Origin of the sequence: Enterobacter cloacae complex sp. P27C (assembly GCF_014895705.1) — a bacterium.
Taxonomy (GTDB): Bacteria; Pseudomonadota; Gammaproteobacteria; order Enterobacterales; family Enterobacteriaceae; genus Enterobacter; species Enterobacter bugandensis.
The window spans coordinates 75801-101862 of sequence record NZ_JADBQB010000004.1 but is presented as its reverse complement, the minus strand read 5'-3'; the positions used below and the strand labels follow the sequence as shown (position 1 = coordinate 101862).

The 26062-nt window shown below is 55.7% G+C and carries 23 protein-coding genes; 11 read left to right on the top strand and 12 right to left on the bottom strand.

Annotation, left to right across the window (positions count from 1 at the left end; genetic code table 11):
- The first annotated feature begins 69 nt into the window (after positions 1 to 69).
- Positions 70 to 621: a ribosome biogenesis factor YjgA gene (gene yjgA, locus IM291_RS09235; RefSeq protein WP_028015295.1), complete on the top strand. Its 552-nt coding sequence runs from the start codon at positions 70 to 72 to the stop codon at positions 619 to 621.
- 73 nt (positions 622 to 694) lie between these two features.
- On the opposite strand, the gene mpl is transcribed toward yjgA, so the two are convergent.
- Positions 695 to 2068, bottom strand: a complete 1374-nt coding sequence (gene mpl, locus IM291_RS09230) for a UDP-N-acetylmuramate:L-alanyl-gamma-D-glutamyl-meso-diaminopimelate ligase (RefSeq protein ID WP_048999482.1) — start codon at positions 2066 to 2068, stop codon at positions 695 to 697.
- Between the two features lie 197 nt (positions 2069 to 2265).
- Here mpl and fbp point away from each other — a divergent pair, with 197 nt between their 5' ends.
- Both fbp and IM291_RS09220 read left to right on the top strand, forming a co-directional pair.
- Positions 2266 to 3264: a class 1 fructose-bisphosphatase gene (gene fbp / locus IM291_RS09225; RefSeq protein WP_028015293.1), complete on the top strand. Its 999-nt coding sequence runs from the start codon at positions 2266 to 2268 to the stop codon at positions 3262 to 3264.
- A gap of 148 nt (positions 3265 to 3412) precedes the next feature.
- Positions 3413 to 3769 carry a LysR family transcriptional regulator gene (locus IM291_RS09220; protein ID WP_192986692.1) on the top strand — a complete coding sequence of 119 codons (357 nt, stop codon included), beginning with the start codon at positions 3413 to 3415 and terminating at the stop codon, positions 3767 to 3769.
- Here the strand turns inward: IM291_RS09220 and IM291_RS09215 are convergent.
- From IM291_RS09215 to ytfQ, 5 genes are all read right to left on the bottom strand, one after another.
- Entirely contained in the window at positions 3741 to 5312 is a 1572-nt protein-coding gene (locus IM291_RS09215) for a methyl-accepting chemotaxis protein (RefSeq protein WP_155026588.1), read from the bottom strand. The two genes, IM291_RS09220 and IM291_RS09215, sit on opposite strands and share 29 nt — an antisense overlap.
- Before the next feature lie 93 nt (positions 5313 to 5405).
- Positions 5406 to 6407 (bottom strand): galactofuranose ABC transporter, permease protein YjfF, encoded by a 1002-nt coding sequence (gene yjfF, locus IM291_RS09210; RefSeq protein WP_192986690.1) that lies wholly within the window; start codon positions 6405 to 6407, stop codon positions 5406 to 5408.
- On the bottom strand, positions 6394 to 7419 hold the full coding sequence (gene ytfT, locus IM291_RS09205) for a galactofuranose ABC transporter, ATP-binding protein YtfT (RefSeq protein ID WP_162268710.1): 1026 nt from the start codon (positions 7417 to 7419) through the stop codon (positions 6394 to 6396). Before ytfT ends, yjfF begins: the two co-directional genes overlap by 14 nt.
- A 10-nt stretch (positions 7420 to 7429) precedes the next feature.
- The gene (gene ytfR, locus IM291_RS09200) at positions 7430 to 8932 is read right to left on the bottom strand and encodes a galactofuranose ABC transporter, ATP-binding protein YtfR (RefSeq protein ID WP_192986688.1); all 1503 of its coding nucleotides are present in this window, start codon (positions 8930 to 8932) and stop codon (positions 7430 to 7432) included.
- 65 nt (positions 8933 to 8997) lie between these two features.
- The gene (ytfQ, locus tag IM291_RS09195) at positions 8998 to 9954 is read right to left on the bottom strand and encodes a galactofuranose ABC transporter substrate-binding protein YtfQ (protein ID WP_021240696.1); all 957 of its coding nucleotides are present in this window, start codon (positions 9952 to 9954) and stop codon (positions 8998 to 9000) included.
- Positions 9955 to 10263: 309 nt separating this feature from the next.
- Here ytfQ and ppa point away from each other — a divergent pair, with 309 nt between their 5' ends.
- The 3 genes from ppa (at position 10264) to IM291_RS09180 (ending at position 12065) form a co-directional block, all read left to right on the top strand.
- Complete coding sequence (gene ppa / locus IM291_RS09190) at positions 10264 to 10794, top strand: inorganic diphosphatase (protein WP_041911466.1); 531 nt, start codon at positions 10264 to 10266, stop codon at positions 10792 to 10794.
- Between the two features lie 219 nt (positions 10795 to 11013).
- Entirely contained in the window at positions 11014 to 11598 is a 585-nt protein-coding gene (locus tag IM291_RS09185; RefSeq protein WP_028015288.1) for a hypothetical protein, read from the top strand.
- Positions 11595 to 12065: a hypothetical protein gene (locus IM291_RS09180; protein ID WP_047366994.1), complete on the top strand. Its 471-nt coding sequence runs from the start codon at positions 11595 to 11597 to the stop codon at positions 12063 to 12065. The genes IM291_RS09185 and IM291_RS09180 overlap by 4 nt, the downstream gene beginning before the upstream one ends.
- A gap of 314 nt (positions 12066 to 12379) precedes the next feature.
- Here the strand turns inward: IM291_RS09180 and IM291_RS09175 are convergent, their stop codons facing one another.
- The 3 genes from IM291_RS09175 to tamA are packed head-to-tail and all read right to left on the bottom strand — an operon-like array spanning position 12380 to position 18233.
- Positions 12380 to 12724 (bottom strand): gamma-glutamylcyclotransferase, encoded by a 345-nt coding sequence (locus IM291_RS09175; RefSeq protein ID WP_008501424.1) that lies wholly within the window; start codon positions 12722 to 12724, stop codon positions 12380 to 12382.
- A gap of 2 nt (positions 12725 to 12726) precedes the next feature.
- Positions 12727 to 16503, bottom strand: a complete 3777-nt coding sequence (gene tamB / locus IM291_RS09170) for an autotransporter assembly complex protein TamB (protein WP_192986686.1) — start codon at positions 16501 to 16503, stop codon at positions 12727 to 12729.
- Positions 16500 to 18233, bottom strand: a complete 1734-nt coding sequence (tamA, locus tag IM291_RS09165; protein ID WP_045259622.1) for an autotransporter assembly complex protein TamA — start codon at positions 18231 to 18233, stop codon at positions 16500 to 16502. The genes tamB and tamA overlap by 4 nt, the downstream gene beginning before the upstream one ends.
- A gap of 223 nt (positions 18234 to 18456) precedes the next feature.
- Between tamA and msrA the strand changes: the two genes are divergently transcribed.
- Positions 18457 to 19098: a peptide-methionine (S)-S-oxide reductase MsrA gene (msrA, locus tag IM291_RS09160; RefSeq protein ID WP_028015284.1), complete on the top strand. Its 642-nt coding sequence runs from the start codon at positions 18457 to 18459 to the stop codon at positions 19096 to 19098.
- 211 nt (positions 19099 to 19309) lie between these two features.
- Positions 19310 to 20647 carry a hemolysin family protein gene (locus IM291_RS09155; protein ID WP_028015283.1) on the top strand — a complete coding sequence of 446 codons (1338 nt, stop codon included), beginning with the start codon at positions 19310 to 19312 and terminating at the stop codon, positions 20645 to 20647.
- Positions 20648 to 20722: 75 nt separating this feature from the next.
- Here IM291_RS09155 and IM291_RS09150 read toward each other — a convergent pair whose 3' ends face one another.
- Positions 20723 to 20929, bottom strand: coding sequence for a DUF1107 domain-containing protein (locus IM291_RS09150; protein ID WP_008501430.1), 207 nt, complete (start codon positions 20927 to 20929; stop codon positions 20723 to 20725).
- 324 nt (positions 20930 to 21253) lie between these two features.
- Between IM291_RS09150 and IM291_RS09145 the strand changes: the two genes are divergently transcribed.
- Complete coding sequence (locus IM291_RS09145) at positions 21254 to 21811, top strand: YtfJ family protein (protein WP_192986684.1); 558 nt, start codon at positions 21254 to 21256, stop codon at positions 21809 to 21811.
- On the opposite strand, the gene cysQ is transcribed toward IM291_RS09145, so the two are convergent.
- Entirely contained in the window at positions 21805 to 22545 is a 741-nt protein-coding gene (gene cysQ, locus IM291_RS09140) for a 3'(2'),5'-bisphosphate nucleotidase CysQ (protein ID WP_028015281.1), read from the bottom strand. The genes IM291_RS09145 and cysQ overlap by 7 nt on opposite strands.
- Positions 22546 to 22735: 190 nt before the next feature.
- Between cysQ and IM291_RS09135 the strand changes: the two genes are divergently transcribed.
- A complete protein-coding gene (locus IM291_RS09135) occupies positions 22736 to 24679 on the top strand; it encodes a bifunctional 2',3'-cyclic-nucleotide 2'-phosphodiesterase/3'-nucleotidase (RefSeq protein WP_192986682.1) in 1944 nt (647 codons plus the stop codon).
- Positions 24680 to 24719: 40 nt separating this feature from the next.
- Here IM291_RS09135 and IM291_RS09130 read toward each other — a convergent pair whose 3' ends face one another.
- Positions 24720 to 25106 (bottom strand): helix-turn-helix domain-containing protein, encoded by a 387-nt coding sequence (locus IM291_RS09130; protein WP_028015279.1) that lies wholly within the window; start codon positions 25104 to 25106, stop codon positions 24720 to 24722.
- An 84-nt stretch (positions 25107 to 25190) separates the two neighbouring features.
- On the opposite strand from IM291_RS09130, the gene IM291_RS09125 reads away from it, so the two are divergent.
- Positions 25191 to 26039 (top strand): SDR family oxidoreductase, encoded by an 849-nt coding sequence (locus IM291_RS09125; RefSeq protein WP_192986680.1) that lies wholly within the window; start codon positions 25191 to 25193, stop codon positions 26037 to 26039.
- Positions 26040 to 26062 lie beyond the last annotated feature (23 nt).

The following is a 26062-nucleotide window of genomic DNA, read 5'->3' as shown; positions in this document are numbered from 1 at the left end:
TAACAGAGAACCGTTTTTCAGTGCGCGTCTTAACTGGTAACATTAGCCTCTTTTTTTAAGGAGCCTGACATGACTAAGCAGCCCGAAGACTGGCTCGACGACGTTCCCGGTGATGACATCGAAGACGAAGATGATGAGATCATCTGGGTCAGTAAAAGTGAAATTAAACGTGACGCCGAAGAGTTAAAACAGCTTGGCGCAGAAATGGTAGAACTGGGTAAAAACGCGCTGGATAAGATCCCGCTCGACCAGGATCTGCGTGATGCCATTGAACTGGCACAGAAAATCAAGAAAGAAGGCCGTCGTCGCCAGCTTCAGCTTATCGGTAAAATGCTGCGTCAGCGCGACGTGGATCCGATCCGTCAGGCGCTGGACAAGCTGAAAAACCGCCACAACCAGCAGGTTGCGCTGTTCCATAAGCTGGAGCAGATCCGCGATCGTCTGATTGAACAGGGTGATGATGCGGTGCCGGAAGTGCTGAACCTGTGGCCGGATGCCGACCGCCAGCAGCTGCGTTCTTTGATCCGCAACGCGAAGAAAGAGAAAGAGGGGAATAAGCCGCCGAAATCCGCGCGTCTGATTTTCCAGTATCTGCGCGAGCTGTCTGAAAACGCAGAGTAAGCCCCTCACCCCAAAGGGGAGAGGGAGAAGAGATAATGTAGGCCCGGTAAGCGCTAGCGCCACCGGGCTTTTTTTACTCTGCGGCCGCGGCTTTCTTCGCCAGACCGTCCAGCAGCTTCTGATGGATCCCACCGAACCCGCCGTTGCTCATCACCAGAATGTGGTCGCCAGGCTGTGCGGCTTTCACCACCATATCCGCTAAGACATCCACGTCCGCGCTCCAGTGCGCAGGCTGAATGCAGGCGTCGGCCACTTCAGCCACCTGCCACGGAATATGCTGCGGCTGCAGCAGGAAGACTTCGTCGGCACGTCCCAGGGACGGCGCGAGGTCGTCTTTGCAGATGCCCATTTTCATGGTGTTCGAGCGCGGTTCCAGCACCGCCAGAATGCGCGCGGTGCCGCCAACCTTGCCACGCAGGGCGGCAAGCGTCGCCAGAATGGCCGTTGGGTGGTGCGCGAAATCGTCATACACCGTCACGCCGTTCGCTTCGCCGCGCAGCTCCAGGCGGCGGCGGGCGTTGATAAACGTCCCCAGCGCATTGGCCGCATCCGCAGGCAGCACGCCCACGTGGCGCGCCGCGGCGATCGCCATCAGGCCGTTGTGCATGTTGTGCTCGCCCACCAGGCCCCACTTCACCTCGCCCACTTTCTCACCGTCGAGCAGTACTTCCCACTCGGAGGCATCCGCGTTGAGTTTTTTCGCCTGCCAGTGGCCCTGCTCGCCCACCAGCTCCTGCTCGCTCCAGCAGCCCATCGCCAGGGTCTGCTTCAGGTTGATGTCGTTCTCCGGCAGGATAATGCGGCCCTGGCCCGGAACAATGCGCACCAGGTGGTGGAACTGTTTCTGAATGGCTTTCAGGTCGTCAAAGATATCCGCGTGGTCAAACTCAAGGTTGTTGAGGATCAGCGTGCGCGGGCAGTAGTGCACGAATTTGGAACGCTTGTCGAAGAATGCGCAGTCGTATTCATCCGCTTCAATCACAAAGAACGGGCTGTCGCCGAGACGCGCAGAGACGTCGAAGTTACCCGGCACGCCGCCGATCACGAAGCCCGGCTTGTAGCCGCAGGCTTCGAGGATCCAGGTCGCCATGCCGGCGGTGGTGGTTTTGCCGTGGGTACCGGCTACGGCAACCACCCAGCGGTCGCGCAGCACGAAATCATGCAGCCACTGCGGGCCGGACATGAACGGAATATTGCGTTCCAGCACCGCTTCAACGCACGGGTTACCGCGGGTCATGGCGTTGCCAATGATGACCAGATCCGGCTCGGGATCCAGCTGGCTGGCATCGTAGCCCTGAATTAAAGAGATGCCCTGTTTCTCCAGAAGCGTGCTCATCGGCGGATACACATTGGCGTCCGAACCTGTCACTTCATGGCCCAGCGAGCGCGCCAGCATTGCCAGTCCGCCCATGAAAGTGCCACAAATCCCCAATATATGAATGCGCATACGTCACTATCCTTCTTTAATGTGGCGCACATTTTACTCACATGTTAGCGGCTGTGAAACGCATTTCAGGTAAATCCGTATGTTGCTGGCGCGATTCACCTCTGCGCTACTATTTGAATATTTGTTAAGATTGTTGGGCTTTAGTCGTTTTAGTGAACATACAATCGCTCTACTCACAAAGATGCAGGGAAAGTGTTATGAAAACGTTAGGTGAATTTATTGTCGAAAAGCAGCACGAGTTCTCTCATGCTACGGGTGAACTCACTGCTTTGCTGTCGGCAATAAAGCTGGGCGCTAAGATCATCCACCGTGATATCAACAAGGCCGGTCTGGTCGATATCCTGGGTGCCAGCGGTGCCGAGAACGTTCAGGGCGAGGTTCAGCAGAAACTCGATCTGTTCGCAAATGAAAAACTGAAAGCTGCACTGCGCGCGCGCGACATCGTTGCGGGTATCGCCTCCGAAGAAGAAGATGAAATTGTTGTTTTCGAAGGGTGTGAACACGCGAAATACGTCGTACTGATGGATCCGCTCGACGGCTCCTCCAACATCGACGTTAACGTTTCTGTCGGTACCATTTTCTCCATCTACCGCCGCGTCACGCCTGTTGGTACGCCGGTAACCGAGGAAGATTTCCTGCAGCCGGGCAGTAACCAGGTTGCGGCCGGTTACGTCGTTTATGGCTCGTCCACCATGCTGGTCTACACCACCGGATGCGGGGTTCACGCCTTTACCTACGATCCGTCGCTGGGCGTCTTCTGCCTGTGTCAGGAACGTATGCGCTTCCCGGAGAAAGGCAGCACTTACTCCATCAACGAAGGCAACTACATCAAGTTCCCGAACGGCGTGAAGAAGTACATCAAATTCTGCCAGGAAGAAGATAAAGCGACCCAGCGCCCTTACACGTCCCGCTACATTGGCTCTCTGGTCGCGGATTTCCACCGTAACCTGCTGAAGGGCGGTATCTACCTCTACCCAAGCACCGCCAGCCACCCGGACGGGAAGCTGCGCCTGCTGTACGAATGCAACCCGATGGCGTTCCTGGCCGAACAGGCGGGCGGCAAGGCGAGCGACGGTAAACAGCGTATTCTGGACATCGTGCCGGAAAGCCTTCACCAGCGTCGTTCGTTCTTCGTTGGCAACAACCATATGGTTGAAGACGTTGAACGTTTTATCCGTGAGTACCCGGACGCGTAATATCTCTCCCGGGGAGCCAGTCTGGCTCCCCAACACATTTATATATTTTACCGTATAAGTGTTTATAAAAATCACGCTTTAATCTTCACCCCTGCTCCTGCATTATTTCCATAACAGTTTGACATTTATTTCCTGGAGCAGAATTGCAATGAAAAATTATTCCCGGGCTAATACCGGCATTGATTTAAATCTTATCCCTGTATTTATTGAAGTCGTCCGCTGCGGCAGTATGGCAAAAGCCTCTTTGCGCCTGGAGATGTCCCGTCCTGCGGTGAGCCTGGCGTTGAAGCGTTTTAATCAACTGTTTGATGAGCCGTTATTTTTCCGCAAAGGTTTATATCTCGAGCCGACTGAAAAAGCGTTAGCGTTAACCAGCTCGCTGGAATTATTAATGGGTGATATTCACGATAATATTGCGGCGATAAATTCCGCGAGAAATAAATCCCCGGCACAGAACGCACCGGGGCTGGGAAATATTATGCCGCAGTCTGAGCCGTCACTTTAAATGATGACATGGCTTCCATCAGCTGACGCGACTGCTCCTCAAGGGAGCGGGTCGCGGCGGAGGATTGCTGCACCAGCGCCGCATTCTGCTGCGCGGTTTCATCCATCTGGTTCACCGCAATATTCACCTGCTCGATGCCGCGGCTCTGCTCCTGAGACGCGGTGGCAATTTCACGCATCAGTTTGGTCATCCGCAGCACTTCGGTGGCAATCTCATCCATCGTTTCACCCGCCTGCTGGGCCAGCTCGCTGCCCTCGTTAACGTGGGCCTGCGAATCGCCGATCAGAGAGCGGATCTCTTTCGCCGCGTCGGCGCTGCGGCTGGCAAGGTTGCGGACTTCACCCGCGACCACGGCAAACCCGCGCCCCTGCTCGCCCGCGCGCGCCGCTTCCACGGAGGCGTTAAGCGCCAGAATGTTGGTCTGGAAGGCAATACCGTCAATCACGCTCAGGATGTCGGCGATGCGCGCCGAACTGCCGGAGATATCGCGCATTTTTTCAATCACGTAGCAGACCATTTCGCTGCCGTGATCGGCGGTGTCGGAAACAGACTTCGCCAGCTGGTGCGCCTGCTCGGCGTTGTCGGCGTTAAGCTTCACCGTGGCGGTGATCTGCTCCATGCTGGCGGCGGTCTGCTCCAGCGACGTGGCGGTGGATTCGGTGCGCTCGGCAAGATCCCGGTTCCCCGCCGTCAGCTCGCGGCTGCCGGTATCAATTTGCGAGCTGGCATCGCGAACCCGCAGAACCGAGCTCATCAGCGACTGACGCATCTCCTCTATCGCCGCGTTGAGGCGGTTAAACTCCTGGCTCGCCGGGGCATTCAGCGTGTGGGTTAAATCGCCCGCTGCCACGTTCTCCAGCTGAGCAATCGACGCCGAGAGCGGCTTGAGCAGCATATGGCGCAGCGCCAGCCAGGCGAGCACGATAATGCCCGCCGTCAGCAGCGCAGCGACAATAATCAGGATCAGCACGCGGGTTTTACTCGCCTGTACGGCACGCACTTCCGCCTGACCTCGCGCTTCGCTCCATTTCTGAAACGCCTGCATGTCGTTATCGAACTGCTTCGCCACCGGAATCAGCGTGTTCTCCAGCAGATCGTAATAGCTGTCTGCGCTCTGGTCATTCAGGGTTTTCAGCATCGGGCCGATCCCCTGCTGGTTATACGTCGCCAGGCTGGCCGCGACTTTGTCGAGGAGCTGCTGCCCCTGTTCGTCAGCCACGCCGCCGTCAATCACGCCTTTTAACGTTTTCCGGGCCAGGGCGACTTCCTGATTGATGTTTTTTACCGCTTTGGCCGCATCGTCCAGCATGCCGATTTCCATCATGCGGACGGCCTGACCCGCCTCATTGCGTGCGCGCAGGATCAGCGTATAGCCGGTGTTCAGCTGCACCATCTGCTCACCCTGAAGGTGATTAATGCGCTGCAGTGAGGAAGAACTCTGTGTGAGGGCATAAATGCCGATGCCGCTGACAATCAGCAGCAGAAGGGTCATAACGGCCAGTAAAGAGAGCAAGCCGGTACGAATCGATAGCGTTTTAAGCATGATATTATTTCCGGTAGCGAGATATTTCTGGGCATAAAAGAAGAGTATCGGCCGCTACCGGAAAATGTTTAGACTTTAAGCAAATTCAGTGTGTTATCGCTCTGTTACCGATGTGTTTACGCGGGTAACAGGCGAGCTTTGACGGTTCTCCCAGAGCACCGTCAGCCCCCGCTGCAGGGCAATAAAAATAAACAGCAGAATGCCAATGGCGATCTTCGTCCACCACGAGCTGAGCGTGCCGTCAAAGTTGATATAGGTTTGTATCAGCCCCTGAATCGCGACGCCGAACAGCGTCCCCAGCACCGTCCCTACCCCGCCGCTGAGCAGCGTGCCGCCGATAACCACAGAAGCAATTGCATCCAGTTCCACGCCGACGCCTGCAAGGGCATAGCCCGCCTGGGTATACACCGAGAAGACAATACCCGCCAGCGTTGCCAGGCCGGTCGAAAGCATATAGATGCGGATGGTGGTGCTGCGGGTTGAGATCCCCATCAGGTTGGCCGACGTGGCGTTGCCGCCAATGGCGTACACCTGATTGCCGAACCGGGTGCGGTGGGCGAGGAAAATGCCAATCACCACCACGCCCAGCATCAGCAGCCCCATCGCGCTCAGGCGACCGCAACCGGGAATTTTCCACGCCAGGCTGGAGAGCGTGTCATACACCGGATGGTTAATCGGAATCGACTCCTCAGAAACCAGATAACTTACGCCGCGCAGGAAAAACATCCCGGCCAGCGTGATGATAAAGGCCGGAATTTTCAGCGCGTCGATCAGCAGCCCCATAAAGGCGCCAAACGCGCAGCCCATCACCAGCACCAGCGGAAACGCCACCAGCGGCGAGATGCCCCAGAAACCGATCGCCTTCGCGAGGAATACCCCCGTGAACGCGATCACCGACCCGACGGAGAGATCGATCCCGCCGGAGAGGATCACAAAGGTCATGCCGACGGCGATAATGCCTAAAAAGGCGTTGTCCGTCAGAATGTTGCAGATCACGCGCGTTGAGGCAAAACCGGGGAACTGCGTGAGGCAGTAGAGATACCCCAGCACAAACACGCCCAGCGTGATCATTAACGGTAAATTACGTTTTATCATGGCCACGGATCCCCTTAATGATGCTGACAAAGCGCGGCGACTGGACGATCAGCACGCAGAGTACAACTACCGCTTTTACCACCTGGTTGAGTTCCGGCTGGAATCCAGAGAGCAGGATCCCGGTGTTCATGCCCTGAATGATCAGCGCGCCGATCACCGAGAGCAGCAGGTTAAAGCGCCCGCCCATCAGCGACCCGCCGCCGATCACCACCGCGAGGATCGCATCCAGTTCCAGCCAGAGCCCGGCGTTATTGGCATCGGCCCCGCGAATATCGGCGGCGACGATGACACCGGCAATGGCGGCGCAGACGCCGCTCAGCACGTAGGTCAGCATCACCATCAGGCGGGTGTTGACCCCGGCGTTGCGCGCGGCGCGAATGTTGATCCCCACCGCCTCAATAAACATGCCGAGCGCCGTTTTGCGGGTGAAGAGCCAAAAGACAATAAGCGTGACCAGGGCAATAATCACTGGCGTCGGGAAGAACAGAAGGTTGCCGCTGCCGAGCCATGCCAGGCTCGGAGAGTTGAAGGTAACAATCTGTCCCGAGGTGATCAGCTGTGCGACCCCGCGCCCGGCCACCATCAGGATCAGCGTAGCGACAAAGGGCTGAATTTTCAGCACCGCCACCAGAATGCCGTTCCATAGTCCGGCCAGCACGCCGGTGCCTAAGGCCGCCAGCAGTACCACCGGCAGGCTGTGACCGGCCACGGTCATTGAGGCTGCCGTGGCCCCGGCGATAGCCATCACCGCGCCGACGGAGAGATCTATTCCGCCGGTGGCGATCACCAGCGTCATCCCAATCGCCAGCAGCGCCACGGGCGCGGCGCGGTTTAAAATATCGATCGGGCTGCCAAACAGGCGGCCATCCTGAACAATAATCTGGAAGAAATGCGGTGCGACAAGGCTATCTACCAGCAGCACCACCAGCAGCGCTGCAATTTGCGGCGTGCCGGTTGGCCAGCTAAAGCGGCGCTTTGACTCACCGGTTTGCGAAAGCGAACGGGACATCACGATTCACTCCTTACGCCGCGATGGCATTCATGATTGCCGGAACGGACAGTTTATCCAGTGGGATCTCTGCCACCTGTTTGCGATCGCGCATGATGATGACGCGATCGGCATAGCCCACCAGCTCCTCCAGCTCGGATGAGATAACCAACAGGGCCAGCCCGTCCGCACAGAGCGTTTCAATAAGCCGGATAATTTCGGCGTGCGCGCCCACATCGATACCGCGCGTCGGCTCGTCAAGGATCAGGAACTGCGGTTTGGTCAGCAGCCAGCGGGAGAGCAGCACCTTCTGCTGGTTACCGCCGGAGAGAAATTCAATCGGCTGTTCCGCGCTCGGGGTGCGGATGCCGAGCTGGCGGATAAAGCGCTCGGCGATGGCGTTTTGCTCTTTACGAGGGATCGGGCGCAGCCAGCCGCGCTGGGCCTGCAGGGCCAGGATGATATTTTCCCGCACCGAGGCGGCGGCAATGATGCCGTCCGTTTTCCGGTCTTCCGGGCAGAAGCCAACGCCCAGACAGGAGGCCTGATGCGGCGATCGCAGGGTTTGCGGTTTGCCCTTGATCAGCGCGGTGCCGCTGTCGGCAGGCTTGATCCCGAAGATCACCTCGGCGGTTTCGGTTCGGCCCGAGCCTAGCAGGCCCGCCAGCCCGACAATTTCGCCGGGACGCACCTCAAGGTTAAACGGCGAGATCACGCCTTTCTTGCCGTAATCGCTGAACGCGGCAACCGGTTTTTCGCTCAGCAACGTGCGGCCCGCGCGCTGGAGCGCGTTGGTTTCCAGCTCGCGGCCCAGCATCATTTTCACCAGCTCGATCTGCGGCAGCTCGCGGGTTTCGCGGCAGCCGACAAAGCTGCCGTTGCGCAGCACCGTAATGCGGTCGCTCACCTCATACACCTGATCGAGAAAGTGCGTGACGAAGATCAGGCTCACGCCCTGATCGCGCAGCTGGCGCATCAGGGTGAAGAGCATCTCCACTTCCTGGGTATCGAGGCTGGCGGTGGGTTCATCGAGGATCAGCACCTTCGCAGAGAGATCGATCGCGCGACAGATGGCGACGATCTGCTGCATCGCCACGGAAAAGCGGTTCAGCGGCTCGCGAACGTCGAGGGAGAAGCCGTAGGACTCCATCAGCTTCGTGGCGCGCGCCTCCATCTCTTTGCGGCGCAGCAGGCCAAAGCAGCGTGGCTCGCGGCCAATAAACAGGTTGTCCGCCACCGACATATTCGGCAGCAGGTTCACTTCCTGGTAAACCGTCCCGATACCCAGCTGCTGGGCGTGGGCGGTATTTTTTGGCGAAATGGCGTTGCCTTCCAGCCAGATGGTGCCGCGATCGGCGTGATAAACGCCGGTCAGCGATTTAATCAGCGTCGATTTTCCCGCGCCGTTCTCGCCCAGCAGCGCCATGATCTCACCGCGCCGCAGGCTGAAATCAACGCTATCCAGCGCCTTCACGCCGGGGAAGAATTTACTCAAGCCCTCTGTGCGGAGGATTTCCTGGTGTTGTTCAGTTTTCATATTCACGTCCCCGGCACGTTCCCGTAGGCCGGGTAAGCGCAGCGCCACCCGGCAATTTCACTGGATCAGTAGCCCATATTTTTCTTCTTCTCTAACTCTTCTTTCGCTGTATCAGGCAGGTAGAGCGTGGACTTGGTGACGGTCACCTTCTCAGGCATCGTGCCGTCTTTCTTGAATTTCTCCAGCGCGTCGAATGCCGGGCCCGCCATGTTCGGCGTCAGCTCGACGCTGGCATTGGCTTCACCGTCGATCATCGCTTTGTAGATGTCCGGCACGCCGTCGATAGAGCCGGTGAGGATATCTTTGCCCGGCTTCAGGCCCGCTTCTTTAATCGCCTGAATCGCCCCGATCGCCATGTCATCGTTGTGGGCGTAAACCATGCAGATATTCTTGCCGTTGTTTTCAGCCTTGATAAAGCTCTCCATAACCTCTTTACCCTTACTGCGGGTAAAGTCGCCGGACTGGGAGCGGATAATCTTGATGTTTGGCGCTTTGGCAATAGCCTCAGCAAACCCTTTCTTACGGTCGATGGCCACGCTCGCGCCGACGGTGCCCTGCAGTTCAACGACGTTACACGGCTTGCCGTCGACCTGTTTAATCAGCCAGTCGCCAATTAACTGCCCTTCAAGCACGTTATTCGCGGTGACGGTGGTCATATAGAGAGATTTGTCTTTAACATCGATGGAACGGTCGAGCAGGAAGACCGGAATTTCAGCGTCTTTCGCTTCCTTCAGAACCGGTTCCCAGCCGGTCGCCACCACTGGCGCAATAAAGATGGCATCCACGCCCTGGGCGATAAACGAGCGCACGGCTTTGATCTGGTTTTCCTGCTTTTGCTGACCATCGGCGATTTTCAGGGTGATGCCGCGTTTCTGAGCCTCGCTTTTCGCAACGTTGGTTTCCGCCGCACGCCAGCCGGATTCAGAGCCAACTTGCGAAAAACCTACGGTTAAGGGAGCGGCCATCGCCATAGACGACATGGCTGCCGAAACTGCTGTGACAAGAAGTAAGCGCTTCCACATATGAGCGTCCTCGTAGGGGTGTTTATTGTTGGTTAAAAGATGTTCTGCGAAATGACTATAGCCAATGAAATATGTAACGAATTGCGTTACATCACACTTCAGGAAAGTGAATAAAATGTTAATCACAAGTTTGTAATCGCTTTCATTTCACCATTAAAAATGCGGCTGAGTTTATGGATTTTCCTGTCATGGAAACGGTCTGAAAAGTGGGGCTTGCGGGGAGAGAAAGCGAAAAGAGGCGGAGACATTCAGCGTGAGTTGGCTATAATACCTGCCACTTGTTTACCATCCATTTTAAAGGACACCGACATGAGCTTACTCAACGTCCCAGCGGGTAAAGAACTGCCAGAAGATATCTACGTTGTTATTGAAATCCCGGCCAACGCAGATCCAATCAAATACGAAATCGACAAAGACACCGGTGCGCTGTTCGTTGACCGTTTCATGTCTACCGCCATGTTCTATCCGTGCAACTACGGCTACATCAACCACACCCTGTCTCTGGACGGTGACCCGGTTGACGTGCTGGTTCCAACGCCATACCCACTGCAGCCAGGCTCTGTCATTCGCTGCCGTCCTGTTGGCGTGCTGAAGATGACTGACGAAGCGGGTGAAGATGCGAAGCTGGTTGCGGTACCGCACACCAAGCTGAGCAAAGAGTACGATCACATTAAAGATGTGAATGACCTGCCAGAGCTGCTGAAAGCGCAGATCGCCCACTTCTTCGAGCACTACAAAGACCTCGAAAAAGGTAAATGGGTTAAGGTTGACGGCTGGGACAACGCAGAAGCGGCGAAAGCAGAAATCATCGCCTCCTTCGAACGCGCTGCTAAGAAGTAATTCTTACTGTCGATTGATGAAAGCCCCGCATACTGGGGCTTTTTTTATCTTTGTTAAAAGCAGCATACATTAGCTTTTAAGATAAATCCCATTCCCTTTGGCTTTCATGTTAATACAACAAAGACACCCTCTCATTTATGGTGGGAGTGGTTGAATAGGCTGTCAATTAATCACATACTGTCATAATGAGCATTAATCCCCATTGATTACAGGATTCATATGTCATCCATTAACATTGATGTTGCCCGCCCAACTGGAATTTACTTTATTATTGAAAGGCTATATTCCCGCGATGGACTTATGCCTTCCGTTGGGGAAATCAGCCCCTCTTTGACACAGGTACACCGCACTGTCATTCAGCTAAAACGCAAGCAAGATATGTTTATGGATGGTGTTAAGGTTACCCCAAAAGATATTACACTTTGGCAACAGATAAAATATCTTACGGGCTCGAAAGTAACGACCAAAGATACAGATACGTTAGTGTATACGACTGATTTTATCGGCTCTCTTGTAGCCACTACACCTTTAGGCAATATTGAGCATGAAAATATTCCTCGCTTCCTCACGACAGAGTCTATTCACTCCCTTCCTCAGGCGGTGAGCTATGGGCGTGATCCCATCCCACAGGTCCTTCTTTATGGTCGTAAGGATATTGTCTTCTTTATGGACAATGGTGGTAAAGGAACGCCAACCGCTATTGCAAAATATAATCACAACAATCGTGATCTTGCCATAATCAAAGATCAGCTGGAGGCCAGTAAAACGATGAAGGAACTGCTTTCTAAGGGAGCAAAATTATGAGTAAGAAAATCCATATCGTAAGTCTACTCGTCATTATTATTGCCTCCTTTATCTTTGGCAGAAGTACGTATACTCAATATCTGGCATGGTATTATGGAAGCGATAATTTAATATTCAGCGAAATAAACAGCTCCTTACTATCCAGTTTATTTAACGGGCTTTACTTCGCTCTTTCAGCAAGTATTATTTATACGTTACTCACTCTATTAAAAAGAATTCCAGCGAATATTGTCACTTCTTGTCTGCTTCAGTTCTGTATTAACATCGGGCTATATACGCTTTTTGTTGCAGTAGATAGAGGATATAGTAAATTACATACTTTAAGCTCGGGTGCTACTGATATCACCCACAGCTATTTTTTAGGAGCGTTGCTGACGAGCACGCTTCTGACCGTCGCGATCGTGAGCGTTATACATGCTAAGTTTCTTTCTTCAAAGCATAAAGATGGGCTACATAAAGGCGTTTGACTGTTACGGCAAAGACAGCAAATGGCAGTATCTCTGCATCCTGACATTCCAACTTGCCTGGTTTTTGTTTTACTTATGGATCCCTTATCGAAGCGATTATGCGATTTTGCTGTTTTTACTGTTTTTCCTGCCCGTCATATCAAGCAATACGCGATGCATAAACTACTATGGCCGTTCACGCGCCTTGTGTTTTTTATGGCTTATTGCCCCATACATCATGCTGTTCGTTCCTCTTTTTTTAACCCGACGCAGGGATACAGAAGAGAATTGAAACTGAAAAAAACAACGCCACCTCACGGTGGCGTTGTCGTTTTTCAGTACTGGTCTCTGTCTAACCAGTTACCGCTTACAATCCGCGTTAACCCGTCGACCGGACGCTGGTAGACATACATCCACGCGCTTCCGTACGGTGTCTGGATCAACTGGCGAGCGTATTCACCGCCCCTGGTGCGCAAGGCATCAAGTTCGGCAAGTGTAGCATTATCAATACGATAAACTTCACCCTGTACTGTTCCTTCGCCGGGAACCGCGCCTGGATAGTGGCCCAGGCTGTACAACTGGTAGTTCTCGATATTGTAATTCCCCAGTAGCTGGGCATTGGTCATCCAGTGACTGTTGCCTTGCCTGGTTCGTAAACTGCCGTAGACAAATATTCGCATTGCTAAAACTCAAACTGATAGAGCAGATCAAGTGCCTGGTCTACGCCGGACACTGCTTCCAGATATAGCTTAGGCATCAGGCGATAGCGTAACGTGAGTGTTGCCAGTGAGTCAAAGATCCCCACACCATATTTTACCTGCAGACCCGGCAGTACATAGCCGCTGACAACCACCTGCGAGGAGTCACCCACGCCCTGGGTGTCCAGCGCCAGATTGCTTACGCCGAACGTCTCGCCGATTTTACCCACAACCTGCCCACTTTGTGCAACCCCCAGACCGACCAACATTGAGGTCATCGCCGCACTGTCGCTTTGTCCGCTGTCCAGACCTTGTCCGCGCAGCAGATAAGAGAGGGCTTCCTGCTGCGACATCGCCGGGTCGGAGAAGATCTCCGCCTTCGGTTCGTCGGCAGAGCCGGTGACGCGTACGCCAGCAATGACGTCGTTTTCCGTCGCTTCCGGGTTACGAATCGCTTCGATGTTCAACAATGGTTGATCCGGTGGGCCGGAGAACAGCAGCTCGCCTTTACGGACAATCAGATCCTGACCATAGGCATGAAAACGCCCTTCAGGAATATTGATCTGCCCGTTGAGGCCAAGCCCTTGTTTATCCTGCGCCACTTTCAGGTCGCCCGTGAGCCTCGCCTTCAGCCCAAACGCATCCAACCGCACGTTATTTCCCACGTGCACGATAAGGTTACTATTAATCGGTATGCCAGCGCTCTTCTCTTCGGCAGGTTTCAGATTTTCATTGAGCATAACTTCATCACTGGAGACGCCGACCGCGCTTTCCGGCACCTCGTGAACCACGATGCGCGCCCACGGCACGTCCACGCGGCCATCCAGGGTGAAGAGGCTTGGCGTCGCCTCAAAGACCACGTCCGGCGAGACGTCCAGGCGCACCATTGGCGGTACGGTGATGCGCACCTTACTGCCTTTCGCGGCAATACGGGCGCGCCAGTTGTCGAGCTGGCTCCAGTCCGCGTCGCCGCTCAGGTTGATTTGCCCCTGCTGAGTTAATACCGAGCCGTTCAGCGTCGAGCTCATGCCGTTGAAGTTCATCGCAATCTGGCTGGGCTGCATATCGAACGGCATAAAGTTACCGTCGATATCCACACCGCTGAGCCGCAACTGACCGAACAGCTGAGGGCTTTGCGCGTTGCCCGCCAGGCGCAGGTTGGCATTTACCATACCCTCGGCTTTTTCCCCGCGGGCGAAGATTGGGTTGACCATCGCCAGGTTGAAGTTACGAATATTGACGTTGCCGCCCAGATTGCGCCGCCCCTGCGGATCGGTAATCTGTATCTGCCCGTCCATCTGGCCGTTGTTGGTCAGACGGATAAGCCACCCCAGCTCCGCACGGTTGTTATGCAGGTCTGCACTCACATTCAGGGTGTCGAAGGCCACCGGCAGCGGCGCGTCGTTGACTTCCTGCGTTACCTTCACGTTGCGCCCGGAAAGCGTGACGCTGCCCTGTGGAAGCCCCTCTTTGGTGGTGTCCCAGGCGACATCGGCTTTCCCGCTGAAGACGCCGCTGGCCTGCGTGGTGTCCGGCATAAACGGTTTCAACATCGCCAGATCGAAGCGGTTCAGGTTGATCTGCGCGCGCCCTTCCGCCCCCGCATCAATGGTCTGCGGCACGCACAGCTCCGCGTTCGGGTTGGTCCAGCAGTGAGGCCCGATGCTGATCTTCTGCTCGGCGTTGCGGTAGTCCAGCGCAATGGAGCGCGACAGCGACAGCGGCCCCACCGGGGTGTTGAAGCGGGTGTTGTCCAGCGTTCCTTTCCAGCGCGTTTCCTTCCGGTCGAAGCTGCCGGTCAGGTGAAGCTGGCCGGAGACGGGCTCGCCCTGCACGCGCAGCTGGAGGTCGTGCTGCTTCTCGTTCCCTTTGGCGTCCAGAGTCACCAGGCTGATGTTCACGTCCGGCTGGGAAATGCGCTCCACGCGCAGGTTCAGGTTGCCGCCGATCTGATCGGTGGATTTCACATCCCCTTCCACGCGGACGCGGGCAACGCTCAGCTCCTGCCAGCGCAGATTGTTGGCGGTGATATCTGCCAGCAGCTGCGGCGCGTCCACGGTGCCGCGCACTTTCACGAGTCCTTTCGCCGTACCGCCCAGACCCGGCAGGGCGTTATCCAGATTAGGCGCGTCGATGGTGGCGTCAAGATTGAGATCTTTTACCCCCAGCTCGCCTTTGATATCCGCCGTGTTGCGGCCCAGCGCCACGTGCAGTCCCGGGATAATCCACTGCAGGTAGCTGTTGCCCTTCACCGAGCCTTCAACGTTCACCTTGTTCTGCTTCACGTTCCCGGTGAGCTTGATTTCCGGCACGTCCATCTGCCACGTGCCGCCGTAGAGGCTGCCGCGGGTTTTGATCAGCCCGTCCAGCTTCGACGGCCAGTCCGGCACCTCTTTGGCGGTGTTAATTCCCGTCAGCTTCAGCTCGCCGCGCCAGCTGATCGCCTGCTGCCAGTCGAGCAGCGCGGTCAGTTCCGTTTTGCCTTCCAGCGCCGCGACGGTCAGCTTGTCGAGGTTAACCTGCTGTTCGTTGCCTTTTGCATCCAGCGTGATAGTCGCGGGCGGCACGCCCTGCCCCTTCACCGCAGTGCGGAACGAGAGCGTGTAGTCGGTCATCTTGCCGCTCAGCTTCAGCTTCAGATAGTCGGCCTGATACTGTTTTTCGCCGGTAAACGGCCAGTAAAGCTGCTTGCTGACAACCTCCAGATTGAGCGGCAGCCCGGCTTCCGCCAGCTGGGTTTGCGCGCGCAGGGCCATGTCTACCGGGCCGGAGAGATTCACCCCGATATCCAGCTTCTCGCGCAGCGCCCCGCCCACTTTAACCTTCACTTTTTCGCCCTTCAGCGGGTCGATATTCAGGGCGCTATTGAGGGTGATATCCACCGGCCAGCTGTCGCGCAGCAGGGCGTTGCCTGACGCGTTCACCGAGCCCTGGTTGGTATCGATATCCAGCGCGTCGAGCTTCATGTTGCCGTCAATGCTGCTGACTTTCAGCAGCATGTTAAAGACCGTCAGATCGGTGTCGCCGGTCAGGCGCAGCTGCTCGCCTTTGAACTCCTCAATGTTGAGGTTCAGCGGCAGATGCACGTCGGTCATTTCAGGCAGGACAGGCTTCGAGAAGAGTTCTTTCAGCGTTTCGCCCAGCGGCTTCTCTTCCGGCTGCGGGTTCTGGATCTTCGGTTCGACGATCTCTTCCTGCGCCACGTCCGCCACTTTCGGCAGCGCGATCAGCAACCCTTGCAGCGAGGTTGGCGTCAGGGTGAGGTTTTTCTCCTGCCAGCGCAGGCCGGAGGTGAAATCCATCACCGAAACGGTGGTGTCGTCGATTTTGATATTGACGTTATCGAGCGCCACCCGATAGAGCGCAATCGGGTACGGCGTGGAGAGATTCAGCGGGCCGCTGTCCTCTTCCTCAACCGGCGCAGACTTCGGCATTTTCTTTGAGTCTATCGCCACATTGACGTCTTTTAGCGACAGATCGTTCACGCAGAGCTTGCTATCCCGCAGGCAGCCCAGCTTCACCGCGAGATGGAATTCCCCGGCGTTGACCGCCACGCCCGGCTGCTCGTAGCGGATGTTCTTCAGACGCAGGTCGCGCCAGCCGCCCGTTACCTGACCAATTTCCAGCCCCGGCACCCAACGGTTCGCGGCGTTAAACAGCAGATGCAGCCCGGTCGTCGTTCCCACCAGAAACGCCACCGTACCGAGCAGCAGCACGATAAAAATCAGCACCCCGAGGCTTATTTTCTTCCATAAACTCATAATTCAGGCCCCAGACCGATGTAAAACTGTAATCCGTGTTCATCTTTGTCGCCCACCGGCACGGCGAAATCGAGCTTGATGGGTCCGACGGGTGACTGCCAGCGTACGCCCACGCCTGCACCGGTTTTGAAATCGCTGCGGCGAATATCGTTCACCGCTTCACCACCGTCAACAAACATGGCACCCCACCACTTGCCGCTGACGTTGTACTGATACTCCAGCGATCCGGTCGCCAGTTTGGATGCCCCGGTCAGCTGGCCTTTTTCGTTTTCAGGTGAAATCGATTTGTACTTATACCCGCGAATGCTGCGGTCGCCCCCGGCGAAGAAGCGCAGGTCCGGCGGAACGCGCTCGAAATCACCCGTCTCAATCCAGCCGAGATTGCCGCGCATCACAAAGCGGTGTTTGTCATACAGCGTGCGGATCCAGACGTTTTGCGCCTGCACCACCGTGAAGTCGACGTCAGAGCCCCACATCGTATTGGAGTAGTCGATAGAGTAACGCTGTGAATCACCCCATGTTGGCATCAGGCCGCCGCGCGAGCGGGTGCGGCTGATCATCACGCCCGGATAAAGCAACATAGTGGTGTTGGTGACGTTTGCCTGGGTAAAGTGATCAAGGCTCCAGCGCAGGTTAATGGCGCGCTGCCAGCCGCTGGAGAGATCCCAGAAGCGTGAAACCGCAAGCGTTGTCGAGTCCTGCTCGGTATCGTTCAAATCGGTACGCTTAAAGCCGCCCTGCACCAGGTAATATTGCTCAAGCGGGTTTTTCAGCAGCGGTATTTTATAGCTGAAATCAAGCTGCTGTTCCGGTGCGGAAATGCTGGCGCTGGTGGTCAGGCTGTGGCCGTAGGAGTTCATCCACGGCTTTTTCCAGGAGGTCTTCACGCGCGGACCGACGTCTGTCGAGTAGCCAACACCGGTCTCAATGGTGTTCTCGGTGCGCGGCGAGACAACGCCATGCAGCGGCAACACCTTGGTTTTGCGAGACTTATCAAATTCCGGTGCGACAACCACGGAGTTAAACCAGCCGGTAGCGGAGAGGCGACGGTTCAGCTCCGCCAGATCGCTCGACTGGTAGTAATCGCCTTTTTTAAACGGCACGAGGTTTTGCAGATACTCTTCACGAATTTGCGAACCTTCAAACGTTACATCGCCAAAGCGGTAGCGCTCACCGCTGTCGTAGTCAATATCCCAGAAGGCCTGACGTCGCTCCAGCGCAATGCCCAGCTGGCTTTTATTGAACTGGCTGTCGAAGTAGCCCTTGCGCAGAGAGACGCTCGTCAGCTCTTTTTTGAAGTGGTCGTAGTCACCGTGGTTGAGCACGGTGCCGATTTTCGGCCGCGTGCTGAGCAGGTCCAGGTAGTCGCGGTCGGTACGCGCGCCGCCGCGCAGGATGACGTTCGTGCCGCCAATCAGCACCGGCTCGCCCGGCGAGACGCGGGCAATAAGCACCTGACGCCCCTTCTTTGGCGGCGGGCGGAGATCGAAATCAATGGTGGGTTCGTAATACCCCAGCGCTTTTAGCCCTTCACGGATCGCGTCATCCACGCGCGCGCGAAAACGCCGGTCCGGCGTCACCTCATCGCTCTGGATGGTCGACAGCTGCGCACGCACGTTTTTTTCCAGCGTCCCGGATAACCCCTCAACCTGCAAACGGACATTCGCCGCGCTGGCAACCCCGCTTGTCAGCAATACACTGACTAAACATAACTGGCGGATTTTTGTCACGTTTTCTCCTGAATATCCCTTTTCCACCCTGGAAGCAAATGAAGTGCCGCCGTGCGGCAAAATACGGCCCGGAAGCCAAAAACCCAAATCGTGGGTTGAAAACGGGTGTAACACCCAAATATTTCTTATGATTAAATCTAGTCTCATTCAGCGCATTTATTGTGTTCAATTAAACGCTTCGTGACAACCTTAACCGAAACATCGCACCCCGGGAGGCCCCATCGTGAGTTTATTCGACAAGAAGCATCTGGTTTCACAAGCTGATGCATTACCGGGACGCAACACCCCTATGCCTGTGGCGACCTTACACGCCGTCAATAACCATTCAATGACCAACGTTCCTGATGGAATGGAAATCGCCCTGTTCGCCATGGGCTGCTTCTGGGGCGTTGAGCGCCTCTTCTGGCAGCTGCCCGGCGTTTACAGCACCGCGGCCGGCTACACGGGCGGCTACACGCCAAACCCAACCTACCGCGAAGTCTGCTCCGGCGAAACCGGCCATGCGGAAGCGGTCCGCGTGGTATATGACCCGACGGTCATCAGCTACGAACAGCTCCTGCAGGTCTTTTGGGAAAACCACGACCCGGCGCAGGGCATGCGTCAGGGCAACGACCACGGCACACAGTATCGCTCGGCCATTTATCCGCTCACGCCTGAGCAGGACGCCGCCGCGCGCGCCAGCCTTGAGCGTTTCCAGCAGGCCATGCGTGAAGCAGGCGATACGCGCGAGGTGACCACGGAAATCGCCACCGCGAAGCCGTTCTACTATGCCGAGGACGATCATCAGCAGTATCTGCACAAAAACCCGTACGGCTACTGCGGCATCGGGGGCATCGGCGTCTGCCTGCCGCCACAGCTGGCCTGATTATTAACCGTTAAATCGTCACCCGTACCGGACAGCGCACGCTGTCCGGTCTGTTTTATGCCAAAAATGTGACCTCTGGCAGATTTACATCTCTTTACGCTATACTACCGCTGAAATAATCGGCTCAACGCTACGAGCTGACGTTCTACGTGTTTTCACACAAATGGTATCAACTCCCCTTCTGAGGATCTGGCGAGAAGCCGGATAAACTATGTTAAACAGTATTTTAGTAATACTTTGTCTTATTGCCGTCAGTGCATTTTTCTCGATATCTGAGATCTCGCTGGCCGCGTCCCGTAAAATCAAACTTAAGCTGCTTGCCGACGAGGGCAACATTAATGCCACCCGCATCCTGAAAATGCAGGAAAACCCCGGCATGTTCTTCACCGTGGTGCAGATTGGCCTTAACGCGGTCGCCATTCTCGGCGGTATCGTGGGCGATGCGGCCTTTTCTCCAGCGTTTTATAGCCTCTTTGTCAAATACATGTCAGCTGAGCTTGCCGAACAGCTGAGCTTTATTCTCTCCTTCTCGCTGGTAACCGGCCTGTTTATCCTCTTTGCAGACCTGACCCCGAAACGCATCGGTATGATTGCGCCAGAAGCTGTAGCTTTGCGTATCATCAACCCGATGCGCTTCTGTCTGTACGTGTTTCGTCCGCTGGTGTGGTTCTTCAACGGCCTGGCGAACGTGATTTTCCGCATCTTTAAGCTGCCAATGGTGCGTAAAGACGACATCACCTCTGACGACATTTATGCGGTGGTGGAAGCCGGCGCGCTGGCCGGGGTGCTGCGTAAGCAGGAACACGAGCTGATTGAGAACGTATTTGAACTGGAATCCCGTACCGTGCCCTCTTCCATGACGGGCCGTGAAAACATTATCTGGTTCGATTTACATGAAGATGAGCAGAGCCTGAAGAACAAAGTGGCGCAGCATCCTCACTCCAAGTTCCTGGTCTGTAATGAAGATATCGACCACATCATCGGTTACGTCGACTCCAAAGACCTGCTGAACCGCGTGCTGGCAAACCAGAGCCTGGCGCTCAACAGCGGCGTGCAGATCCGCAATACCCTGATTGTGCCGGACACCCTGACGCTCTCCGAAGCGCTGGAAAGTTTCAAAACTGCCGGGGAAGACTTCGCGGTGATCATGAACGAATACGCGCTGGTGGTGGGTATCATCACGCTGAACGACGTGATGACCACGCTGATGGGAGACCTGGTTGGTCAGGGACTGGAAGAGCAGATTGTTCAGCGTGACGATAATTCATGGCTGATCGACGGCGGTACGCCGATTGAAGACGTCATGCGCGTGCTGGATATCGACGAGTTCCCGCAGTCCGGTAACTACGAAACCATCGGCGGCTTTATGATGTTTATGCTGCGTAAAATCCCGAAACGCACCGACTCTGTGAAGTTCTCCGGCTACAAGTTTGAGGTGGTGGATATTGATAACTACCGCATCGACCAGCTGCTGGTGACGCGTATTGACAACAAGCCGACCGTACTGGTGCCGAAGCTGCCGGACGCGGAAGAGAAGGTGTCGGCGTAACGTTCCTGCCCCCACAAACATCAACGGCTCCCATCGGGAGCCGTCTTTTTAACTACCTACTGCATAGCACGTTGGTTAAGCCATCTCAGTTTGCAGACGCATAACCTGACGGTTGACTTCGGACATCACAGACAGGTGCTGTTTGTCCTTCACTTTTGGGACAAGGATCTTGCCCTTATCAAACTCAAAAGCGCCAACATCCTTGATGTACAACCGTCCACGGAACAGGATCTTCACGTACTTCGCCACCTGAAGCGGGTTGTAGCGTTGGAAAATTTTCATTCTTGTATCTCCTGCGAATCATACGCTCTTGCGGTGCCACAATCGGCCCGACTGTCCTGAGCGCAAATTTTGATGCCCAATGACTATAGACCAGAACTACGGTGTTACCCAGTGTGCATAAGTTTATTTACCGTTTGATTACAATTATTCAGAATAATCTTTGCAAAGCGTGAGAGAGAGCAGTATAAGCCGTCGTTTTTTCATGGATATGTGCGTTCACCCGCAAACTGGCACTGGGATTGCGGGAAAACCACATTGATCGCACTTATGATTAAAAGCGTATGACCAAGTGGTCGGATCACCTGCAAACAATAAGGAAACGCCATGACCCTACGTACCATCCTTGCGGCAGCTTGTCTGCTGCTGCCCCTGTGGGCTTCCGCTCACAGCATTGAAAAAGGACAACGTGTACCGCCAGTCGGCATTGCTGACCGGGGAGAATTGATTCTCGACAATGATAAGTTTAGCTATAAAGCCTGGAATAGCGCGCAGCTCGCGGGCAAAGTGAGAGTTGTACAACATATTGCCGGTCGTACATCCGCAAAAGAGAAGAATGCCAGCCTGGTGGAGGCGATCAAGGCCGCAAAATTCCCCCATGACCGCTACCAGACCACCACGATTGTGAACACCGATGATGCCATTCCTGGCTCCGGGATGTTTGTGCGCTCAAGCCTTGAGAGCAATAAAAAGCTCTACCCGTGGTCGCAGTTTATCGTCGACAGCAACGGCGTGACGCGTAAGGCCTGGCAGCTTGAGGAAGAGAGTTCCGCGATTGTCGTGCTGGATAAGGACGGCCGCGTGCAGTGGGTGAAAGACGGGGCGCTGACCCAGGAAGAGGTGCAGCAGGTTGTCGACCTGCTGCACAAGCTGCTGGCTCAATAAAGAGAGACGCGGAAGCCGGGGTTGAGAAATGATTCGCGCGGGGTATAGTCCAGCGGCTTACCCTGCCAGTCATGGACATGCGCCCCGGCGGCCGCGGCAACGGCATGGCCTGCCGCGGTATCCCAGACGTTGGTTGGCCCAAAGCGCGGATACAGCTGCGCCTGACCTTCCGCTACCAGGCAGAATTTCAGCGATGAGCCAATCGAGGTGGTCTGGTGTTCACCCAGCTGTTGCAGGTATTCCTCCAGCTCGCTGTCGCTGTGCGAGCGGCTAATCACCACCAGCGGTGGACGGGCATCGCGCACCTGGATCTGCTTGCGTACGCCGCACTCCTCCTTCCAGGCCTTCCCTTCTGCGGCGCTGTACATCACCTTCATTACCGGCGCGTAGACCACGCCGAGCACCGCTTTACCCTTCTCAATCAGGGCAATATTGACGGTGAACTCACCGTTGCGCTTGATGAACTCTTTTGTCCCGTCCAGCGGATCGACCAGCCAGTAGCGCTGCCAGTGCTGGCGCTCGTCCCAGCTTTGCGGCGCTTCTTCAGACAGAACGGGGATATCCGGCGTTAAGGCCTGCAGACCTTGCAGGATCACCTTATGCGCCGCGATATCGGCCGCCGTGACCGGGGAGTCGTCCGCCTTGCTGACGACCTCCATCGGTTTTACACCGTCATACACCTGCATGATGGCATCTCCCGCATCCCGTGCGAGCTGACAAATCTTATCTAGCATTTTCCACCTCTTTGTTAACGCAGTGAGGTTAACTCTTTGTTTTAGTTATATCGTAATGTGAACAATTCCGCTATCTGTGAAGCAATTCCGGTTTCATGTCGCTTTTTTCTGTCAGGATTCACATTTCTGTAAGCAACAAGCGATAGATACATACTCTTTTGTGGAACGGATCGAAAAAAGGACTCCTCTGATGATTAAGTTTAGTGCAACGCTTCTGGCAACGCTGATTGCAGCGAGCGTGCAGGCGGCGACGGTAGATCTGCGTATTCTGGAAACGACCGATCTGCACAGCAATATGATGGACTTCGATTACTACAAAGATACCCCTACGGAAAAATTCGGACTGGTACGTACAGCAAGTTTGATCAACGCCGCGCGGGGTGAAGTCAAAAATAGCGTGCTGGTGGACAACGGCGATCTCATTCAGGGCAGCCCGCTCGGCGACTACATGGCGGCAAAAGGTCTGAAGAAAGGAGAGATCCATCCCGTTTATAAAGCGATGAACACGCTGGACTATGCCGTCGGCAACCTGGGCAACCACGAATTCAATTACGGCCTGAAATACCTGCACGATGCGCTGGCCGGCGCGAAGTTCCCGTACGTTAACGCCAATATCATCGACGTTAAGACGCAAAAGCCGCTCTTTACCCCTTACCTGATTAAAGAGAGTGAAGTTGTCGATCGGGACGGTAAAAAGCAGACGCTGAAAATCGGCTATATCGGCTTCGTACCGCCGCAGATCATGACCTGGGATAAAGCCAACCTCGACGGCAAAGTGACCGTTAATGACATTACCGAAACCGCGCGCAAGTACGTGCCGGAAATGCGCGCGAAAGGCGCAGATCTGGTGGTGGTTGTCGCCCACTCGGGTCTCTCCGCCGATCCGTATCAGGCCATGGCGGAGAACTCCGTTTACTATCTGAGCGAAGTCCCGGGCGTTGACGCGATCCTGTTCGGCCACGCTCACGCCGTTTTCCCGGGCAAAGATTTCGCCAGCATTAAAGGGGCTGATATCGAGAAAGGGACGCTCAACGGCGTGCCGTCGGTGATGCCGGGCATGTGGGGCGACCACCTTGGCGTGGTGGATCTGGTGCTAAATAACGACAGCGGCAGCTGGAAGGTGACGCAGTCAAAAGCCGAAGCGCGCCCAATTTACGACGCAGCCGCTAAAAAATCCCTGGCTGGTGAAGATAAAAAGCTGGTCGACGTGCTGAAGCACGACCACGACGCCACCCGCGAATTCGTCAGCAAGCCGATCGGCAAATCCGCCGACAACATGTATAGCTTCCTGGCACTGGTGCAGGATGACCCGACCGTTCAGGTGGTCAACATGGCCCAGAAAGCCTATGCCGAACACTTTGTTCAGGGCGATCCGGATCTGGCAAAACTGCCGGTGCTGTCTGCCGCTGCACCATTCAAAGTGGGCGGACGCAAGAACGACCCGGCAAGCTATGTTGAGGTCGAAAAAGGCCAACTGACCTTCCGTAACGCCGCCGATCTCTATCTATACCCGAATACCCTGGTGGTGGTTAAAGCCACGGGGAAAGAGGTGAAGGAGTGGCTGGAGTGCTCCGCCGGGCAGTTTAACCAGATCGATCCGAAGAGCAGTAAACCACAGCCGCTGATTAACTGGGACGGCTTCCGTACCTACAACTTCGACGTGATCGACGGCGTAAATTACCAGATTGACGTCACCCAGCCGGCGAAATATGACGGCGAGTGCCAGGCAATTAACCCGCAGGCCGAACGCATCAAAAACCTGACGTTCAACGGCAAGGCGATCGATCCGGATGCCACCTTCCTGGTGGTAACCAATAACTACCGTGCCTACGGCGGTAAGTTTGCCGGTACGGGCGATAGCCACATCGCTTTTGCATCACCGGACGAAAACCGCTCGGTGCTGGCGGCGTGGATCGGCGCGGAGTCGAAGAAGGCGGGCGAAATTCACCCGGCGGTGGATAACAACTGGCGTCTTGCGCCAATCCACAGCGATGCGAAACTGGATATCCGCTTTGAAACATCACCGTCCGATAAGGCCGCCGCGTTTATCAAGGATAAGGCACAGTATCCGATGAAGAAGGTAGCAACGGATGATATCGGGTTCGCGATTTATCAGGTGGATTTGAGCAGGTAGCGGTGATTGTGCCGGGTAAGGCGAAACCGCCACCCGGCTTTTACGCCGCACGCTCATCCCGATTCGCCATCACCTTCGGCGTATTGACTTCAATCCAGTCCGCCAGCGCGGCGACTTTCTCGCTCACCTCGATGCCCATCGGTGTCAGGCTATACTCGACGTGCGGCGGCACGACCGGATACGACACGCGATCGACAAACCCGTCCTGCTCCAGCGCCTGAAGCGACTGGGACAGCATCTTTTCGCTCACCCCGCCCATTTTATGGCGCAGCTCGCTAAAACGGTGCGTTCCTCCGCGCAGAGCCAGCAGGATCAGCACGCCCCAGCGGCTGGTAACGTGTTTAAGCACCTCCCGTGAAGGGCACTGTTCCGCGAAGAGATTGCCATCGCGCATTTGCTCGCTAAGCGTTGGGATCGTCTTTTTCATACTTACCTTTTTGTACGTACTTACTAAAAGTTAGCTATGGTGATAGTGTGCCACAACACCAGACAAACACGAAGGAGATTTATCATGATCGCGATTACCGGCGCTACCGGCCAGCTTGGCCAGCACGTTATTGAAGAACTGCTGAAAACCGTTCCAGCAAACCAGATTGTTGCCATTGTTCGTAACCCGGCGAAAGCTGAAGCGTTAAGCAAACAGGGTATTGTGGTTCGTCAGGCGGATTACACCGATGAGGCCGCCTTTACTGCCGCGCTGAGCGGCGTGGAAAAGCTGCTGCTCATCTCCTCCAGCGAAGTGGGCCAGCGCGCGACCCAGCACCAGAACGTTATCAACGCCGCCAAATCGGCAGGCGTGAAATTTATCGCCTACACCAGCCTGCTGCACGCGGATAAATCACCGTTGGGTCTGCACGTTGAACATGTCGCCACTGAAAAAGCGCTGGCGGCGTCCGGCATTCCTTATGCCCTCCTGCGCAACGGCTGGTACACCGAAAACTACCTGGCGAGCGCGCCGCCTGCGCTGGAACACGGCGTATTCATTGGTGCCGCAGGCGAAGGCAAAATTGCCTCTGCCACCCGCGCAGACTATGCCGCGGCGGCAGCCAAAGTGATCGCTGAAGAGGGTCATGCGGGCAAGGTATACGAACTGGCAGGCGACCACGGCTGGACATTGAGCGAGCTGGCGGCGGAACTGAGCAAGCAGAGCGGTAAACCTGTGGCGTATCAAAACCTGAGCGAAGCGGACTTTGCAGCCGCATTGAAGAGCGTGGGTTTACCCGCCGGGCTGGCGGATATGCTGGCGGACTCCGACGTGGGCGCGTCCAAAGGCGGCCTGTTTGACGACAGCCGTACCCTGAGCAAGCTGATTGGCCGCCCGACTACACCGCTGGCGGAGAGCGTCAAAGCCATTCTGTAATTGTTACGGATTGGTTATTTTTT

Bases quoted from the DNA above. Each gene is read 5' to 3' on its own strand.
- IM291_RS09185 (WP_028015288.1), top strand. From the start codon at position 11,014: ATGTCATCCATTAACATTGATGTTGCCCGCCCAACTGGAATTTACTTT.
- yjgA (WP_028015295.1), top strand. From the start codon at position 70: ATGACTAAGCAGCCCGAAGACTGGCTCGACGACGTTCCCGGTGATGAC.
- IM291_RS09155 (WP_028015283.1), top strand. From the start codon at position 19,310: ATGTTAAACAGTATTTTAGTAATACTTTGTCTTATTGCCGTCAGTGCA.
- tamB (WP_192986686.1), bottom strand. From the start codon at position 16,503: ATGAGTTTATGGAAGAAAATAAGCCTCGGGGTGCTGATTTTTATCGTG.
- IM291_RS09175 (WP_008501424.1), bottom strand. From the start codon at position 12,724: ATGCGAATATTTGTCTACGGCAGTTTACGAACCAGGCAAGGCAACAGT.
- IM291_RS09150 (WP_008501430.1), bottom strand. From the start codon at position 20,929: ATGAAAATTTTCCAACGCTACAACCCGCTTCAGGTGGCGAAGTACGTG.
- mpl (WP_048999482.1), bottom strand. From the start codon at position 2,068: ATGCGCATTCATATATTGGGGATTTGTGGCACTTTCATGGGCGGACTG.
- IM291_RS09180 (WP_047366994.1), top strand. From the start codon at position 11,595: ATGAGTAAGAAAATCCATATCGTAAGTCTACTCGTCATTATTATTGCC.
- IM291_RS09130 (WP_028015279.1), bottom strand. From the start codon at position 25,106: ATGAAAAAGACGATCCCAACGCTTAGCGAGCAAATGCGCGATGGCAAT.
- yjfF (WP_192986690.1), bottom strand. From the start codon at position 6,407: ATGATAAAACGTAATTTACCGTTAATGATCACGCTGGGCGTGTTTGTG.
- ppa (WP_041911466.1), top strand. From the start codon at position 10,264: ATGAGCTTACTCAACGTCCCAGCGGGTAAAGAACTGCCAGAAGATATC.
- fbp (WP_028015293.1), top strand. From the start codon at position 2,266: ATGAAAACGTTAGGTGAATTTATTGTCGAAAAGCAGCACGAGTTCTCT.
- IM291_RS09220 (WP_192986692.1), top strand. From the start codon at position 3,413: ATGAAAAATTATTCCCGGGCTAATACCGGCATTGATTTAAATCTTATC.
- IM291_RS09125 (WP_192986680.1), top strand. From the start codon at position 25,191: ATGATCGCGATTACCGGCGCTACCGGCCAGCTTGGCCAGCACGTTATT.
- cysQ (WP_028015281.1), bottom strand. From the start codon at position 22,545: ATGCTAGATAAGATTTGTCAGCTCGCACGGGATGCGGGAGATGCCATC.
- IM291_RS09145 (WP_192986684.1), top strand. From the start codon at position 21,254: ATGACCCTACGTACCATCCTTGCGGCAGCTTGTCTGCTGCTGCCCCTG.
- IM291_RS09135 (WP_192986682.1), top strand. From the start codon at position 22,736: ATGATTAAGTTTAGTGCAACGCTTCTGGCAACGCTGATTGCAGCGAGC.
- ytfQ (WP_021240696.1), bottom strand. From the start codon at position 9,954: ATGTGGAAGCGCTTACTTCTTGTCACAGCAGTTTCGGCAGCCATGTCG.
- IM291_RS09215 (WP_155026588.1), bottom strand. From the start codon at position 5,312: ATGCTTAAAACGCTATCGATTCGTACCGGCTTGCTCTCTTTACTGGCC.
- ytfR (WP_192986688.1), bottom strand. From the start codon at position 8,932: ATGAAAACTGAACAACACCAGGAAATCCTCCGCACAGAGGGCTTGAGT.